Raw genomic sequence first — 16,672 nt, 5'->3', positions numbered from 1 at the left:
GTCGCCGGTCGTCGGGGGTGACCCTCAGCCGGCCTGTGGCAGGGTCTTGCCCTGCTGGTTGAACAGGAAGCAGCGCTTCGGCGGCAGGCCCAGCCAGGCCATGTCGCCGGTGTTCAGCGGGTTCTCCGGATCGGTGCGCACGGTCAGGCTCTCGGTCGCACCGGTGAGCATGACGTGCAGGTAGGTGGTGTCGCCGAGGTGCTCGGCGAGCTGGATGTGGCCGCGCACCGCGTTGTCGGCCTGTGCCGCGCTGGCATGCACGTGCTCGGGGCGTACGCCCAGCGTGACCGGCTCGCCCGCGGCGACCGTGGTCGCATCGACCGCGATCTGCACCACGCTGCCCTCGTGCAGCTTGACGGTGGCCAGCATCGGCGTGGCCGAGACCAGCGTGCCGGTGATGAAGTTCATCTTCGGGCTGCCGATGAAGCCGGCGACGAACTGGTTGACCGGCTGGTGGTACAGCTCCAGCGGCGTGCCGACCTGCTCGATGCGGCCGGCGTTGAGCACGACGATGCGGTGGGCCAGCGTCATCGCCTCCACCTGGTCGTGCGTCACGTAGATCATCGTCGTCGCCAGCTCCTTGTGCAGGCGCGACAGCTCGACGCGCATCTGCACACGCAGCGCCGCATCGAGGTTGGACAGAGGTTCGTCGAACAGGAACACGCCCGGCTTTCGCACGATCGCGCGGCCGATCGCCACACGCTGGCGCTGGCCGCCCGACAGCGCCTTCGGGCGCCGCTCGAGCAGGTGCTCGATCTGCAGGATCTGCGCGGCACGGTCGACCGCCGCCTTGATCTCGGCCTTGCTCATGCCGGCCAGACGCAGGCCGAAGGCCATGTTCTCGGCCACCGTCATGTGCGGGTAGAGCGCGTAGCTCTGGAACACCATCGCGATGCCGCGTTTGGCCGGCGGCACCTCGTTGACCAGTTCGCCGCCGATGTACAGCTCGCCGGAGGTGATCTCCTCCAGGCCGGCGATGCAGCGCAGCACGGTCGACTTGCCGCAACCCGAGGGGCCGACGAAGACCATGAACTCGCCGTCGCGGATCTCGAGGTCGATGCCGGGGATGATCGTCAGGTCACCGAACGACTTCTTCAGCGACTTGAGCAGGACGTTGGCCATCGCGGTCTGTGCCAGGTCGAAGGCAGGCTTCAGGAAATGGGGCCGGCCCCGAGAGGCCGACCCTTCAGTCTCCGATCGGATCGATCAGAACCAGATTTCGGCCTGGAAGCCGGCCGCGGTCTTCGAGTTCTTCGACTGACCGTTCGCGTTGGCGTAGGCGTCGTTGAGCTTGAACGTCGACACGTAGAAGCGCAGCTCCGGACGATCGTAGTAGTTCGGACCCACCGTCAGCGTCGGCGCGATGGTGAACTTCGTGACGGTCTGCGAACTGCCGCTGTCCGGCTTCGTGCGCGCGGTGCCCAGTTCGCCCTGCAGCTTGAAGTTCTTCGTGAAGGCGTAGGCGACGCGGCCGGCCAGCGAGAGCGTCGTCGCGCTGTTCGTGCCGCCACCGGCCGCCGGCTCCTCGGCCTTGCCGTAGTGCACCAGCGTCTGGGCAGTCAGCGGCCCTTTCACCCAGGCCAGGCTGTCGGCGATGCGCCAGCGCTTGTAGGCGGAGTCCTGGGTGCCGCCGGCGAAGCCCATGTCGAGCCAGGTCGAGCCCTTGGCGTATTGCAGCCACAAGGTGTTGTCGGCGCCGAACAGGCCCGACTGGTTGTGCTGCAGGGTCAGACCCGCGCCGCTCTCGCCGTTGGTGCCGGAGAACTTCGAGAAGCTGGCGACCAGGCGCAGCTTGCCGTTCGGATTGCTGGCGATGTCCTGCAGGTCGAAGTTCAGCAGCGTGCCGGCATTGCCGCCGACGGTTGCGTCGTCCTTGCGGAACAGGGCTACACCCAGGGAGCCGATGCCGGCATCGATGCCGTCCGCGCCGGCACCGGTGGCTTCCTGCAGGCCGCCGTGCACGTAGAAGCTGTCGTCCATGTGAACGTCGGCACGGTGATAGAAGCGGCGGCCGATCCAGAACGTGGTGTTCGGCGCCACGTCGTAGCCCTTGGCCTCCACGTAGAGCTGGTTGATGCGGGGAGTCTTGCCGTCGTTGTCCTGCGGATGCGAGCCGGTGCTGTAGAAGTTGGTCATCAGCAGCGCCTTGTAGTTGACGCCGCCGGCCGACATGTTCTGGCTCAGGCCGAACTCGCCGTAGGTCTCGCACTCGTTGCCCAGGCGACCGATGCCGCCCTTGCCGGGGGCCTGCGAGCCCAGGCCGCCGCCGTCGCCGCCGCCGAAGCAGCGCTTTCCGTCACCGGAGGCCTGCTTCTGCCCGGGGCCGATCCGGGCATAACCGCCCCAGTCCACGGCTTGAACGCCGGTCGAGAGCAGGCTGATCGCCGCTGCGGCGAGCAGGGAGTGTTTCATTTTCATCGTTGGCTCCTCAGAGGTTCTGCAGGGGAAGGACCGGCGGCGTTCGCGATGCAGGGCATCGCTGGGCACGCCGGGGTTTGGGGGAACGCTGTCCGGCGGTCAAAAAAGGGGGCGGCGCCGCGGACGGCGCCGCCACCAACTCGCTCTTCCGGGAAACCGTCTCGCCTCGGCGCCGCCAGGGGCTGCGGCGGTGGCAGCAGCCTCTCGCCAAACCTTGTCGTGATCCAAGGTAGTTGGCCTACAAACGACGCTGAAGCGTTGAATCGGAGGCGACTCTAGTAGTCAGACTACACAGCCTGTACGCGGGTTTTCCTTGGTATTTGCATCGAAGCAACATCCCGCCGGTGCCAGAATCAGGGTTCGCCAGGAGATGCTGTTGCGCCAGATCGATACGTAGTTGCGCTACATTTCCCGGCGCCCGGCAACGTACAGGCATGCCGATTGCACGATTGCTCCGGAACAACAATCTCGCGGGATCTCGTCCCGGCAGACATGGACTCCTCGACCTATCCGCGCCTCGTTGGCGATGTCGGCGGCACGAACGCCCGGTTTGCCTGGCAGGCTGCCCCCGGCGCGCCGCTGTCGGACGTGCTCACCTTGCCCTGCGCAGACCATCCGACGCTGGAGGCGGCGATGCAGCACTACCTGGTCACGCTGGGCAAGGGCCAGGCACGCTGTGCGGCGATCGGCATCGCCAACCCGGTGGTCGGCGACCAGGTGCGCATGACCAACCACCACTGGTCGTTCTCGATCGAGGCGGTGCGGCAGTTGCTTGGGTTGGAGCGCTTCCTCGTCATCAACGACTTCACCGCGCTGGCGCTGTCGCTGCCGGCACTTTCGGAACAGGAACTGCGCCAGGTGGGGGGCGGGCAGGCCGTGGCCGGCATGCCGATGGGCCTGCTCGGTCCCGGGACCGGGCTGGGGGTGTCGGGCCTGCTGCCGGCGCGCGAGGGGCAGCGCGCCATACCGATCAACGGTGAAGGCGGTCACGTGACGCTGGCGGCGGCGGACGCCCGGGAGGAAGCCGTCATCCGGCGCCTGCGCGAGCGCTTCGGCCATGCCTCGGCCGAGCGGGCCTTGTCCGGTCCGGGCCTGGTGAACCTCTATGTTGCGCTGTGCGAGGTGCGTGGACGGAGCGCGCAAGCGCTGCTGGCAGCGGATGTGACGTCGCGCGCGGCAACCGGCGAGGATCCGATCTGTGTCGAGGCGCTCGAGCTGTTCTTCAGCTTCCTCGGCAACGTGGCCGGCAACCTGGCGCTGTCGCTGGGTGCGCGAGGCGGCGTGTACATTGGCGGCGGCATCGTGCCGCGGCTGGGCATGGCCATCGACGGCTCGCGATTCCGCGAACGCTTCGAGGCGAAGGGGCGTTTCGGCAGCTATCTGCAGCCGATCCCGACGCTGGTGGTGCAGGCCCGCGTATCGCCGGCGCTGCTTGGTGCGGCGCGGGCCCTGGATGATCTGTGACGCCGTGATGCGGCGACGAGAAAGGCTTCGATCGATGCAAGGGCTTCGGGCTGGGCTGGCGCTGCGTGCGCTGGGGCTGATGGTCGTGCTGGCCGGTGCGGTTGTGCCTGCGCAGGCGGGGGTGATGGACTTCCTGTTCGGCGGCGACAAGTCGGCCGACGCCGGGCGCCCCGATCCGCGCCAACGGACCTGGACGGTGCGTGAGTTCACCGCGATCCGGCTGGTGGCGCGCGAGAGCGGCGCGGCGCCCAACGAGCATCCGGCGACGCTGGAGGCGGAAACGCTGCGCCAGTTGCTCGCACCACTGCGCTTCGCGGTGGGCACCACGGCGCAGCCGCTGTTTGCCAGCGACGAACTGGCCGAACTGCTCGACCCGCTGCGCGAGGCTTTCGCCGCCGCCGGCCCGAACGATGACATGCTGCTGCTGAGCAGTTCGCGGCGCGGCGGTGGCGTGTTCCAGCCGCCGCTGGCCGTGACGGCCCGGCTGTTCGTTCAGGGCGGACAGTTGCAGGTGATCGTGAACGACGCGCGCCACGAGTTCTACAACGACTACCGCGGCAGCGGCCGGCCACCGCAGTTCAGTTTCGGCTCACGAGGCAAGGCGGGCAACGTCGCGCTGCGCAGCAGCATCGGCACGCTGTCGCGCGCCGACTGGGTGGCACTGCCGCTGACGGTGACCGCAGCCGCCTCGCCGCCGGCGGCCCCGGCGCCGGCGGCGGCGGCACCGCGGGCGCCCGCGGCGAGGGCGCCGGCGCCACCGTCCGCGGTGCCGGCGCTTCGTCCGCGCGATCCCGGTTTTGCCGACGAGATCGAGCAGCGCCTGATCACGCTGAAGCGCCTGCGCGACCGCGGCTTGATCAGCGAAGAGGAATACCAGCAGAAGCGCCGCGAGATCCTGCAGGCGCTTTGAGCGATCGACGCCGGCCGGGTGGCGCTCAGGCGTTGCCCGAGCCGGCCATCACCTGGCTGAAGCCACCGTCGACGTAGGTGATCTCGGCACTCACGCCGGCGGCCAGGTCCGACAGCAGGAAGGCAGCGACGTTGCCGACGTCCTCGATCGTCACGGCGCGGCGGATCGGCGCCATCGCGGCAAAGTCCGTCAGCAGCTTGCCGAAGTCCTTGATGCCAGAGGCAGCCAGCGTCTTGATCGGTCCTGCCGAGATGCCGTTGACGCGGATGCCCTTGGCGCCGAGCGAGTGGGCGAGGTAGCGCACGCTCGACTCGAGCGACGCCTTGGCCATGCCCATCGTGTTGTAGTTCGGCACGTAGCGCACCGCGCCGAGGTAGGACAGCGTCAGCAGCGATGCGCCGGAGCGCAGCCGCGGCAGCGCGGCCTTGGCCATCGCCGGGAAGCTGTAGGCCGAGATGTCGTGCGCGATGCGGAAGTTCTCGCGCGTCAGCCCGTCGAGGAAGTCCCCGGCGATCGCTTCGCGTGGCGCGAAGCCGATCGAGTGCACGAAGCCGTCGAACTCCGGCCAGCTTTCGCCGAGCTGGGCGAACAGCGCCTCGATCTGCGCGTCGTCGCCGACGTCGCAGTCGAAGGTCAGGGTCGAGCCGAATTCGGCGGCGAACTCGGCGATGCGCTCCTTGAAGCGTTCACCCTGGTAGCTGAACGCGAGTTCCGCGCCCTCGCGGTGGCAGGCGCGCGCGATGCCGTAGGCGATCGAGCGGTTGTTGAGCACGCCGGTGATGAGAAGGCGTTTGCCGGCAAGAAAGCCCATGGAGTCTCCGCGCTGGTTTGGTGTGTGCAAGGCGCCGGATTTTGGCATGGCGACCCGGCCCGACGGGGGCTCTTGACAGCTCCGTGGCTTGCCTGTACTTCGGAGCCACGCTACAATCTGCCGTTTTCGAGAAAGCTGCGTGGGCGGATTCTTCCAGCCCATTTTTTTTGCTTGAACGTTTTTGAGTCCTGACTCAACTGCGGAAGAAACTGCGGAATCCTTTGCAAAAGGTTGATGACCCTGTGAGTTGGCAAGCCAGCGTCGAACGCACCGTGACCGGTCTGGGCTACGAGCTCGTGGACACGGAGCGCACGAGCTCGGCCGGGGGGGGCTTGCTGCGCATCTACATCGACCGAGTCGCTGGTGACCCGAACGGCGAGTTCATCACCGTCGACGACTGCGAGAAGGTGACGCGGCAGTTGCAGCATGTGCTCGAGGTCGAGAACTGCGCCTATGCGCGGCTCGAGGTCTCGTCGCCGGGGCTGGACCGCCCGCTGAAGAAGCCGGCGGACTTCGCCCGTTTCACCGGCCTGGCCATCGACCTGACGCTGAAGCTGGCCTTCCAGGGCCGCAAGAAGTACAGCGGCGTGCTGCAGCCCCGGCCGGAAGGCGAGGGCGAGGGCTGGCGGATCGTCTTCAACGACGGCAAGACCGATCAGGCACTGGATTTTTCACTCGACGAAGTGCGCGAGGCCCGGCTGGTGCCGGTGGTCGACTTCAAGGGGCGTCGTTCCGCGCCCGCTGAAGCGCCCGCCGGCATGGCCGCGCCCGGACAAGAAGTTGACGGAGGTCGTGAGCGATGAACCGCGAATTGTTGATGCTGGTGGACGCCATCTCGCGTGAGAAGAGCGTGGATCGTGAGGTCGTGTTCGGCGCGGTCGAGGCTGCGCTCGCTTCGGCATCGAAGAAGCTGCACGGCGGCGAGGTCGACATGCGCGTGTCGGTCGACCGCGAGAGCGGCGAGTACGAGACCTTCCGCCGCTGGCACGTGGTGCCGGATGAAGCCGGCCTGCAACTGCCCGACTCCGAGATCCTGCATTTCGAGGCGCTCGAACAGATCCCCGACATCGAGGTCGACGACTACATCGAGGAGCCGGTCGAGTCGGTGTCAATCGGTCGCATCGGTGCGCAGGCCGCCAAGCAGGTGATCCTGCAGAAGATCCGCGACGCCGAGCGCGAGCAGTTGCTCAACGACTTCCTGTCGCGCGGCGACAAGATCTTCGTCGGCACCGTCAAGCGCCTGGACAAGGGCGACATCGTCGTCGAGTCGGGTCGTGTCGAAGGGCGCCTGCGCCGCAACGAGATGATCCCGAAGGAGAACCTGCGCAGCGGCGACCGCGTGCGGGCGTTCATCCTCGAGGTCGATCCGACGCTGCGCGGCCCGCAGATCATCCTGTCGCGCTCTGCGCCGGGCTTCATGATCGAGCTGTTCGCCCAGGAGGTGCCCGAGATCGAGCAGGGCCTGCTGGAGATCAAGAGCTGCGCCCGCGATCCCGGTTCGCGCGCCAAGATCGCCGTCGTCTCGCACGACAAGCGTGTCGACCCGATCGGCACCTGCGTCGGCGTGCGCGGCTCGCGCGTCACCGCGGTGACCAACGAACTGGCCGGCGAGCGTGTCGACATCGTGCTGTGGTCGGAGGACCCGGCGCAGTTCGTCATCGGCGCGCTGGCACCGGCCAACGTGCAGTCGATCGTCGTCGACGAGGAACGCCACGCGATGGACGTCGTCGTCGACGAGGAGAACCTGGCGATCGCGATCGGCCGCGGCGGCCAGAACGTTCGCCTGGCCTCCGAGCTGACCGGCTGGCGCATCAACATCATGACGGCCGAGGAGTCTGCTTCGAAGCAGGCGCTCGAATCGGACTCGGTGCGCAAGCTGTTCGTCGAGAAGCTCGACGTCGACGAGGAGGTCGCCGACATCCTCATCGCCGAAGGCTTCACCAGCCTCGAGGAAGTGGCCTACGTCCCGATGCAGGAGATGCTCGAGATCGAGAGCTTCGACGAAGACACGGTCAACGAGCTGCGCACCCGTGCCAAGGATGCGCTGCTGACGATGGAGATCGCCCGCGAGGAGCGGGTCGACGAGGTGTCGCAGGACCTGCGCGACCTGGAGTTCGAAGGCAAGGGCCTGACGCCCGAGCTGATCTCCAAGCTCGCCGACGGCGGCATCCACACCCGCGACGACCTGGCCGACCTCGCCGTCGACGAGTTGACAGAGATGACCGGCATCGACGAGACGCAGGCCAAGGCGCTGATCATGAAGGCGCGTGAACACTGGTTCACCGCCTGAACGACACGCCGACACGAGACAGAGCTAGACCAAGCAAGGATTCAACAATGGCTTCGACAACCGTCGCCCAACTCGCCGCCGAGCTCAATCGCCCGGCCGCGGCGCTGCTCGAGCAGCTGCAGTCGGCCGGCGTCAAGAAGGCCTCGGCGGACGACACGCTCAGCGAGTCGGACAAGGAACGCCTGCTCGACTTCCTGCGCACCTCGCACGGCACCGCCGGCGGGGGCGAGCGCAAGAAGATCACCCTGACGCGCAAGTCGACCAGCGAGATCAAGCAGGCCGATGCGAGCGGCAAGGCGCGCACCATCCAGGTCGAGGTCCGCAAGAAGCGCACCTTCGTCAAGCGCGACGACGCGCCGGCGGTCGAGGAGCCGGCCGTGCCGGTGATCGACGAGGCCGAATTGCAGCGCCGCGAGGAAGAAGCGCGCGCCCAGGCCGAGTTGCTGCGCCGCCAGGAGGAAGACCTGGCCGAGAAGCGCCGCCTGCGCGAGGAACAGGAAAAGCGCGACCGCGAAGCGGCCGAGGCCCGTGCGGCCGAAGCTGCGCGCAAGGCCGCCGAGGAAGCGGCTGCGGCCCTGGCTGCTGCCGCCGCCAAGCCGGAGCCGAAGAGCGCGACCAAGGCCGCCGCGGCCGCCGCGGCCGCCGAGGCGCCGCCTGCACCGCCGGCCGCACCCGCCGAGCCGCCGAAGCCGGTGCTGCGTGTCATCAAGGCCGCCGACGTCGTCAACGAGGAAGCGCAGCGCGCTGCCGACCTCGCCAAGCGCCGCAAGGCCGCCGAGGACGAGGCCCGGGCGATCCGCGAGATGATGAATGCGCCCAAGAAGGTGCTCGTCGCGAAGAAGCCCGAGGAGCCGGCCAAACCGGCCACCGAGATCAAGGGCACGATCCACAAGAAGGCCGGCGCACCGGGTGCGCCGACCACTACCACGACCGCTGGCGCCGCCAAGCCGGGCGACAAGAAGTCGGTCAAGTCCGAGAAGCTGTCGTCGAGCTGGGCTGACGACGCGGCCAAGAAGCGCACCGCTCTCAAGGGCCGCAGCGACGGCGCTGCGGGCGGCGCCCGCGCCGGCTGGCGCGCGCCGCGCGGCGGCCGCCGAGGCGATCGCAGCGATGGTTCGCAATCGACCTTCGTCGCACCGGCCGCGCAGCAGACCCAGGAAGTGCACATCCCCGAAACCATCTCGGTGGCCGACCTGGCGCACAAGATGTCGGTGAAGGCCTCCGAGGTCATCAAGCAGATGATGAAGCTGGGCCAGATGGTCACCATTAACCAGCAGCTCGACCAGGAGACGGCGATGATCGTCGTCGAGGAGATGGGCCACAAGGCCTTCGCCGCCAAGCTGGACGACCCGGAAGCCTTCCTCGAGGAGGAGCAGGCCGAGCAGGAGCACGAGGAAACGACGCGTGCGCCGGTGGTCACCGTGATGGGCCACGTCGACCACGGCAAGACCTCGCTGCTCGACTACATCCGCACCAGCCGCGTCGCCGCGGGCGAGGCGGGCGGCATCACGCAGCACATCGGCGCGTACCACGTCGAGACGCCGCGCGGCATGATCACCTTCCTCGACACCCCGGGCCACGCCGCGTTCACCGCGATGCGTGCGCGCGGCGCCAAGGCCACCGACATCGTCATCCTGGTGGTGGCGGCCGACGACGGCGTGATGCCGCAGACCAAGGAAGCCATCCACCACGCGAAGGCGGCCAAGGTGCCCATCGTCGTGGCGATGAACAAGATCGACAAGCCTGAGGCCAACGTCGAGCGCCTGAAGAGCGAGCTGGTGGCCGAAGAGGTCGTGCCGGAAGACTTCGGCGGCGATTCGCCGTTCGTGCCGGTGTCGGCCAAGACCGGCCAGGGCATCGACAACCTGCTCGAGCAGGTGCTGCTGCAGGCCGAGGTGCTGGAGCTCAAGGCAGCCAAGGACGCACCGGCCAAGGGCCTGGTCATCGAAGCGCAGCTCGACAAGGGCCGCGGACCGGTGGCGACCATCCTGGTGCAGTCCGGCACGCTCAAGCGTGGCGACGTGGTGCTCGCCGGTTCGAGCTATGGCCGCGTGCGCGCCATGCTCGACGAGGACGGCAAGCCGACCACCGAGGCCGGACCTTCCATCCCGGTGGAGATCCAGGGCCTGACCGAGGTGCCGCAGGCTGGCGACGAGTTCATGGTGCTGGCCGACGAGCGGCGTGCGCGCGAGATCGCCACGTTCCGCCAGGGCAAGTATCGCGACGTCAAGCTGGCCAAGCGCCAGGCCGCCAACCTCGAGAACATGATGGAGCAGATGGGCCAGGGCAGCGCCCAGACCCTGGCGCTGATCATCAAGGCCGACGTGCAGGGTTCGCAGGAAGCGCTGGCGCAGTCGCTGCTCAAGCTCTCGACCGACGAGGTCAAGGTGCAGGTGGTGCATGCGGCGGTCGGCGGCATCAGCGAGTCCGACGTCAACCTGGCGATCGCCTCCAAGGCCATCATCATCGGCTTCAACACACGCGCCGACGCCGGCGCGCGCAAGCTGGCCGAGAACAACGGCGTCGACATCCGCTACTACAACATCATCTACGACGCAGTCGACGAGGTGAAGGCGGCGATGACCGGCATGCTGGCGCCGGAGCAGCGCGAAGAGCTGATCGGCACCGCCGAGATCCGCCAGGTGTTCGTCGCCTCCAAGATCGGCACGGTGGCCGGCTCGATGGTCACCTCCGGTCTGGTGCGCCGCGGTGCGCGCTTCCGACTGCTGCGCGAGAACGTGGTGGTCTACACCGGCGAGATCGAGTCGGTTCGACGGCTGAAGGACGACGTGCGCGAGGTCAAGGAAGGCTTCGAGTGCGGCATCAAGCTGAAGAACTACAACGACTTCAAGGAAGGCGACCAGCTCGAGGTCTTCGAGGTCAAGGAAGTGGCCCGAACGCTGTAAGGCGGTCCCGGCCTCGTCCCGCGCCCCGCCTTCCAAAAGAAGGCGGGGTTCGCATTTAGGAGCAGACCATGCGACACAAGCGATCTATCCCCAACCGCGGCTTCCGCATCGCCGACCAGATCCAGCGCGACCTGGCCGAGTTGATCCGCGAGCTGAAGGATCCGCGCATCGGCATGGTCACGCTGCACGCGGTCGAGGTGTCGGCGGACTACGCCCACGCCAAGGTGTTCTTCTCGCTGCTCGTGGGTGATCCCCAGGAGTGCGAAGTCGCGCTGAACGAGGCCGCCGGCTTCCTGCGCAACGGCCTGTTCAAGCGCCTGCAGATCCACACCGTGCCGACGCTGCATTTCCACTTCGACCGCACCACCGAGCGTGCCGCCGAACTGAACCTGCTGATCAGCCAGGCCAACGCGACGCGCGCGAAAGACGACTGACGTGAGCGACACCCGGCCGCAACGCCCTCGCATCCCGCGTCGTGCCGTGCACGGCGTGCTGCTGCTCGACAAGCCGGTCGGCCTGTCGAGCAACGATGCGTTGCAGAAGGCCAAGCGCCTCTACCGCGCCGAGAAGGCCGGCCACACCGGCACGCTGGACCCACTGGCCAGCGGCCTGCTGCCGCTGTGCTTCGGCGCCGCCACCAAGTTCTCGCAGGCCAGCCTCGACGCCGACAAGCGCTACCTCGCGACGCTGCAACTCGGCCAGACGCGCCGCGGCGGTGACCTCGAAGGCGAGGTGCTCGTCACGCGCCCGGTGAACGTGACGCGCGAGGCGCTGCGCACCGCCTGCGAGCGCTTCAGCGGCGAGATCGAGCAGGTGCCGCCGATGCACTCGGCGCTCAAGCACGAGGGCAAGGCGCTGTACGAGTACGCGCGTGCCGGCGTCGAGGTCGAGCGCGAACCGCGCCGCGTGACCATTCACGCGATCGACATCGTCGATGGTGATCATGATCGCTGGACGCTCGACGTTCGCTGCAGCAAGGGCACCTACATCCGCACGCTGGCCGAGGACATCGGCGAGGCGCTGGGCTGTGGCGCGCATCTCGCGGCGCTGCGGCGCACCGGCTCGGGTGCACTGACGCTGGACCAGGCCGTGACGCTCGATGCGCTGGAAGCGATGGACGAAGCGCAGCGCGACGCGCAACTGCTGAGTGCCGATGCACTGCTGGCCGATTGCCCGCTCGTGCGCCTCGATGCCGAGAATGCCGCGCGCTTCCTCGCCGGCATGCGCCGCCGCCTCGCACTGGCCGATGCGCAGCAGGTGCGCGTCTTCGGCCCCGAACCCAAGGCCTTCCTCGGCGCCGGCCACATCGTCGCCGGCGAACTGATTTCCACCAGGCTGCTCAGCCCGACCGAGGTGCAAGGCCTTGTTGTGAACGATCGAACAGAGAGAACCGCATGACCACCCGCCAGATCCGCAACATCGCCATCATCGCCCACGTCGACCACGGCAAGACCACGCTCGTCGACCAGCTGCTGCGCCAGTCCGGCACCTTCCGCGAGAACGAGAAGGTCGCCGAGCGCGTGATGGACAGCAACGACCTCGAGCGCGAGCGCGGCATCACCATCCTGGCGAAGAACTGCGCCGTCGAGTGGAAGGGCACGCACGTCAACATCGTCGACACCCCGGGCCACGCCGACTTCGGCGGCGAGGTCGAGCGCGTGCTGTCGATGGTCGACTCGGTGCTGCTGCTGGTCGACGCGGTCGAGGGCCCGATGCCGCAGACCCGCTTCGTCACCAAGAAGGCGCTGGCCCTGGGCCTGAAGCCCATCGTCGTGGTCAACAAGGTCGACCGCCCCGGCGCACGGCCCGACTACGTCATCAACGCCACCTTCGAGCTGTTCGACAAGCTGCACGCCACGGAAGAGCAGCTCGACTTCCCGGTCATCTTCGCCTCCGGCCTGAACGGCTGGGCAACGCTCAAGCAGGGCGAGACCGGCACCGACCTGGCGCCGCTGTTCGACGCCATCCTGCAGCACGTGCCGGCGCACGAGGGCGACGCCGATGCACCGCTGCAGCTGCAGATCTGCTCGCTGGACTACTCCAGCTACGTCGGCCGCATCGGCATCGGGCGCGTCAACCAGGGCACGCTCAAGCCGATGCAGAACGTCGCCGTCTACAGCGGCCCGGACAGCACGCCCTTCACCGCACGCGTCAACCAGGTGCTGAAGTTCGAAGGCCTGGAGCGCAAGCAGGCCACCGAGGCCGGCCCGGGCGACATCGTGCTGATCAACGGCATCGAGAACATCGGCATCGGCGTGACGCTGACCGACCCGGAGCGCCCGGTGCCGCTGCCGATGCTGAAGGTCGACGAACCGACGCTGACGATGAACTTCTGCGTCAACACCAGCCCGCTGGCTGGCCGCGAAGGCAAGTTCGTCACCAGCCGCCAGCTGTGGGACCGGCTTCAGCGCGAGCTGCAGAGCAACGTCGCGCTGAAGGTCAAGGAGACCGACGAGGACGGCATCTTCGAGGTCTCCGGCCGCGGCGAACTGCACCTGACCATCCTGCTGGAGAACATGCGCCGCGAGGGCTACGAGCTGGCCGTCAGCAAGCCGCGCGTGGTCTTCCATGAAGTGAATGGCGAGCGCCACGAGCCGATCGAGATGGTCACCGCCGACGTGGAAGACCAGCACCAGGGCGCCGTCATGCAGGCGCTGGGCGAGCGCAAGGCCGAGCTGATCAACATGGAGCCGGACGGCATGGGCCGCGTGCGACTGGAATACCGCATCCCGGCGCGCGGCCTGATCGGCTTCCAGAACGAGTTCCTCAACCTGACGCGCGGCACCGGCCTGATCAGCAACATCTTCGACGGCTACGAGCCCTTCAAGGGCGACATCGAAGGGCGCAAGAACGGCGTGCTGATCAGCCAGGACGACGGCGAGGCGGTGACCTACTCGCTGGGCAAGCTAGACGACCGCGGCCGCATGTTCGTGAAGGCGGGCGACCCGCTGTACGAAGGCATGGTGATCGGCATCCACAGCCGCGACAACGACCTGGTCGTCAACGCGGTGCGCGGAAAGCAGCTGACCAACTTCCGCGTCTCCGGCAAGGAAGACGCGATCAAGATCACGCCGCCGATCATCCTCACGCTCGAGTACGCGGTCGAGTTCATCGCCGACGACGAGCTGGTCGAGATCACGCCGAAGTCGATCCGCATCCGCAAGCGGCACCTGAAGGAACACGACCGCAAGCGCGCCAGCCGCGAAGCAACGTAAGGCGCTGCCCATGCCGATGACGCACCGCCGCGCGGTGCTGACGATGGTCGCGGCGACGCTGATGTGGAGCATCGCCGGCGTGGTCTCGCGCCACTTCGAGGCCGCCCGCGGCTTCGAGGTGACGTTCTGGCGCAGCCTGTTCAACGGCGTCGCGCTGGTCGTGCTGCTGTCGTGGCTGCGCGGGCCGAAACCGCTGGCCCATGCCATCCGCACCGGCGGGCGCACGCTGTGGCTGTCCGGCCTGTGCTGGGCGGTGATGTACACCGCCTTCATGATGGCGCTGACGCTGACCACGGTGGCCAACGTGCTGGTCACGATGGCGCTCGGCCCGCTCTTTACCGCGCTGATGGCGCGTTTCGCGCTCGGCCATCGGCTGGCCGCGCGCACCTGGGCCGCGATCGTCGTGGCCGGCGCCGGCATCGCCTGGATGTACGCCCGCGAGGTCGGTGGCAGCGACGCCCGTCACCTGGTGGGCATGCTGGTGGCGCTGTGCGTGCCGATCGCCGCAGCGGTCAACTGGACGCTGATCCAGCACAACCGCAGTGCCGCGCAGCAGGACATGCTGCCCGCGGTGCTGATCGGCGCGCTGCTGTCGGCACTGGTCACGCTGCTGCCCTCGTTCCCGTTCGAGGCGACGTTGCGTGACCTCGCGCTGCTGGCGCTGCTCGGCACGGTGCAGCTGGCGATTCCCTGTCTGCTGGCGGTCAACGTGGCGCGCTCGTTGTCGGCGCCCGAGATCTCGCTGCTCGGCCTGCTCGAGGTGGTGTTCGGCGTGCTGTGGGCCTGGCTCGGCGCGAACGAGGCACCGGCTGCGACGGTGCTGAGCGGTGGCCTGCTGGTGCTCGGCGCCCTGGCCGGCAACGAGCTGCTGGCGCTGCGCGAGCGCCGCAACTGAGCCTGCTCCCGCAACGCGGCGGACAGGGCTTCCCCTCAGCGCGCAGTGCCGCCAGCGGCTTAGCATGGCCGCGACCACCGCAGGGAGCGAACGATGAAGCAGTTGTCCGGGCTGGACGCGAGTTTCCTCTACCTGGAGACCGCCGAGATGCCGATGCACGTCGGCGCGCTGCATCAGTTCGAGCTGCCGCGCACGTACCGTGGTGACTTCCTCGCCGACATGCGAGCGCACATGGCGGCACGCCTGCCGCTGGCACCAGCCCTGCGCCGCAAGCTGGCCTGGATGCCGCTCAATCTGGCGGCACCGGCCTGGGTCGATGCCGAGCCCGATCTCGAGGAACACATCGTCGGCATCACGCTGCCCGCAGGCAGTGGCCTGGCCGAGCTGGAGGCGCAGGTCGGCGCGCTGCACCCGGTGCTGCTCGACCGCAGCCGGCCGCTGTGGAAGTTCCATGTCTTCGACGGACTTGCACCCGGGCCCGACGGCGAGAAGCGCTATGCGCTGTACACGCAGCTTCACCATGCAGCGGTCGACGGACAGGCAGCGGTGGCGCTGGCCCAGGCCATCCTCGACCTCGGCCCCGAACCGCGCACGATCGAGGCGCGTCCCTCGCGCGAGCGCAAGGGCCAGCTGGCACTGACGGAGATGCTGCGCGGCGCGCTGTCGAACCAGCTAGAGCAGCTCGGCAGCCTGGTCAAGGCGATTCCCTCCGCGGTCGGTGCGATCTCGCAGGTGGCAGCGCAGACGGCCGGCGGGGCCCTCGGCGAGACGGCGGCTGCGGTGTGGTCGCGCGTCAAGGGCGAGGGCGCGAAGGTGTCGAAGAGCGTCAGCAACCTCGGCCTGGCGCCGCGGACGCGGCTGAACGCCACCGTCTCGGACACACGCGCCTTCGCTACCGTCAGCCTGCCACTGGCCGAACTCCATGCGGTGCGGCGCCGCCATCACGCAAGCCTGAACGACGCCGTGATGTTCGTCTGCGCAGGCGCGCTGCGACGCCACTTTGCCAAGCACGGGCCGCTGCCGCGCAAGTCGCTGGTCGCGGCGGTGCCGATCTCGCTGCGCGCCAAGGGCGACACGGCATCGAACAACCAGGCCTCGATGAGCCTGATCAGCCTGGGCACGCACCTGGCCGACCCGGGCAAGCGCCTGGCGCACGTGATGGCGGCGAGCGCCTCGATGAAGGCGACCATCGGCAGCGTCAAGAGCCTGCTGCCGACCGACTTCCCGTCGCTCGGCGTGCCCTGGCTGATGGAGGGCCTGACCGCCATCTACGGCCGCGCCGGCGTGGCCGACCGCATTCCACCGGTGGCCAACCTGGTGATCTCCAACGTACCGGGGCCGACCGTGCCGCTGTACATGGCCGGCGCGAAGATGCTGACCAACTACCCGGCGTCGATCGTGGTGCACGGCGTGGCGCTGAACATCACGGTGCAGACCTACAACGAGTCGCTCGACATCGGCATCATGGCCTGCGCCGAAGCCATGCCCGAAGTGGCCGAGTTCGCGGCGCAGATCGAGACCGCGTTCGAGGAGTTCAAGGGCCTGGCGCCGACACCGGCAGCAGAACCTCCTGCGGTGCCGCCGGCCAGGAAGGTGGCGAAGCGCCCGGCCGCAGCCAAGAAGACGCCCGCCACGAAGGTGCCCGCGAAGAAGACGCCTGTGAAGAAGACGCCTGCGAAGAAAGCCGCCAAACCTGTCCCGAAGGCGACACGCACGACTAGGGCAAGCGCTCCACCGGCCAAGCGGGCCAGCCGCTAACATGA

13 protein-coding genes are annotated in these 16,672 nt (G+C 68.2%); 10 read left to right on the top strand and 3 right to left on the bottom strand.

Annotated elements, in window-relative coordinates; all coding sequences use genetic code 11:
* Positions 1-24: 24 nt before the first annotated feature.
* Positions 25-1,122 carry a sn-glycerol-3-phosphate ABC transporter ATP-binding protein UgpC gene (gene ugpC / locus AAG801_RS04275; protein ID WP_341887312.1) on the bottom strand — a complete coding sequence of 366 codons (1,098 nt, stop codon included), beginning with the start codon at positions 1,120-1,122 and terminating at the stop codon, positions 25-27.
* An 84-nt stretch (positions 1,123-1,206) separates the two neighbouring features.
* On the bottom strand, positions 1,207-2,418 hold the full coding sequence (locus AAG801_RS04270; RefSeq protein WP_341887311.1) for a carbohydrate porin: 1,212 nt from the start codon (positions 2,416-2,418) through the stop codon (positions 1,207-1,209).
* A 492-nt stretch (positions 2,419-2,910) separates the two neighbouring features.
* On the opposite strand from AAG801_RS04270, the gene AAG801_RS04265 reads away from it, so the two are divergent.
* Together AAG801_RS04265 and AAG801_RS04260 are read left to right on the top strand one after the other, a co-directional pair.
* On the top strand, positions 2,911-3,882 hold the full coding sequence (locus tag AAG801_RS04265) for a glucokinase (protein WP_341887310.1): 972 nt from the start codon (positions 2,911-2,913) through the stop codon (positions 3,880-3,882).
* Between the two features lie 34 nt (positions 3,883-3,916).
* On the top strand, positions 3,917-4,792 hold the full coding sequence (locus AAG801_RS04260; RefSeq protein ID WP_341887309.1) for an SHOCT domain-containing protein: 876 nt from the start codon (positions 3,917-3,919) through the stop codon (positions 4,790-4,792).
* Positions 4,793-4,817: 25 nt separating this feature from the next.
* On the opposite strand, the gene fabI is transcribed toward AAG801_RS04260, so the two are convergent.
* Positions 4,818-5,603, bottom strand: a complete 786-nt coding sequence (fabI, locus tag AAG801_RS04255; RefSeq protein WP_341887308.1) for an enoyl-ACP reductase FabI — start codon at positions 5,601-5,603, stop codon at positions 4,818-4,820.
* A 242-nt stretch (positions 5,604-5,845) separates the two neighbouring features.
* On the opposite strand from fabI, the gene rimP reads away from it, so the two are divergent.
* From rimP to AAG801_RS04215, 8 genes are all read left to right on the top strand, one after another.
* Positions 5,846-6,406 (top strand): ribosome maturation factor RimP, encoded by a 561-nt coding sequence (gene rimP / locus AAG801_RS04250; RefSeq protein WP_341887307.1) that lies wholly within the window; start codon positions 5,846-5,848, stop codon positions 6,404-6,406.
* Positions 6,403-7,893 (top strand): transcription termination factor NusA, encoded by a 1,491-nt coding sequence (gene nusA, locus AAG801_RS04245; RefSeq protein WP_341887306.1) that lies wholly within the window; start codon positions 6,403-6,405, stop codon positions 7,891-7,893. The genes rimP and nusA overlap by 4 nt, the downstream gene beginning before the upstream one ends.
* Before the next feature lie 47 nt (positions 7,894-7,940).
* Positions 7,941-10,799 (top strand): translation initiation factor IF-2, encoded by a 2,859-nt coding sequence (infB, locus tag AAG801_RS04240; RefSeq protein WP_341887305.1) that lies wholly within the window; start codon positions 7,941-7,943, stop codon positions 10,797-10,799.
* A 68-nt stretch (positions 10,800-10,867) separates the two neighbouring features.
* Complete coding sequence (gene rbfA / locus AAG801_RS04235) at positions 10,868-11,233, top strand: 30S ribosome-binding factor RbfA (protein ID WP_341887304.1); 366 nt, start codon at positions 10,868-10,870, stop codon at positions 11,231-11,233.
* A 1-nt stretch (position 11,234) separates the two neighbouring features.
* Positions 11,235-12,197 carry a tRNA pseudouridine(55) synthase TruB gene (truB, locus tag AAG801_RS04230; RefSeq protein ID WP_341887303.1) on the top strand — a complete coding sequence of 321 codons (963 nt, stop codon included), beginning with the start codon at positions 11,235-11,237 and terminating at the stop codon, positions 12,195-12,197.
* Complete coding sequence (typA, locus tag AAG801_RS04225) at positions 12,194-14,014, top strand: translational GTPase TypA (protein ID WP_341887302.1); 1,821 nt, start codon at positions 12,194-12,196, stop codon at positions 14,012-14,014. Before truB ends, typA begins: the two co-directional genes overlap by 4 nt.
* Positions 14,015-14,030: 16 nt before the next feature.
* A complete protein-coding gene (locus AAG801_RS04220) occupies positions 14,031-14,909 on the top strand; it encodes a DMT family transporter (protein ID WP_341887339.1) in 879 nt (292 codons plus the stop codon).
* Between the two features lie 93 nt (positions 14,910-15,002).
* Positions 15,003-16,667: a wax ester/triacylglycerol synthase family O-acyltransferase gene (locus AAG801_RS04215; RefSeq protein ID WP_341887301.1), complete on the top strand. Its 1,665-nt coding sequence runs from the start codon at positions 15,003-15,005 to the stop codon at positions 16,665-16,667.
* The last annotated feature ends 5 nt before the right edge of the window (positions 16,668-16,672 follow it).

The organism is Variovorax sp. YR752 (assembly GCF_943372545.1).
The sequence above is the reverse complement of the archived record's forward strand: the minus strand, read 5'-3'. Positions and strand labels throughout refer to the sequence as shown.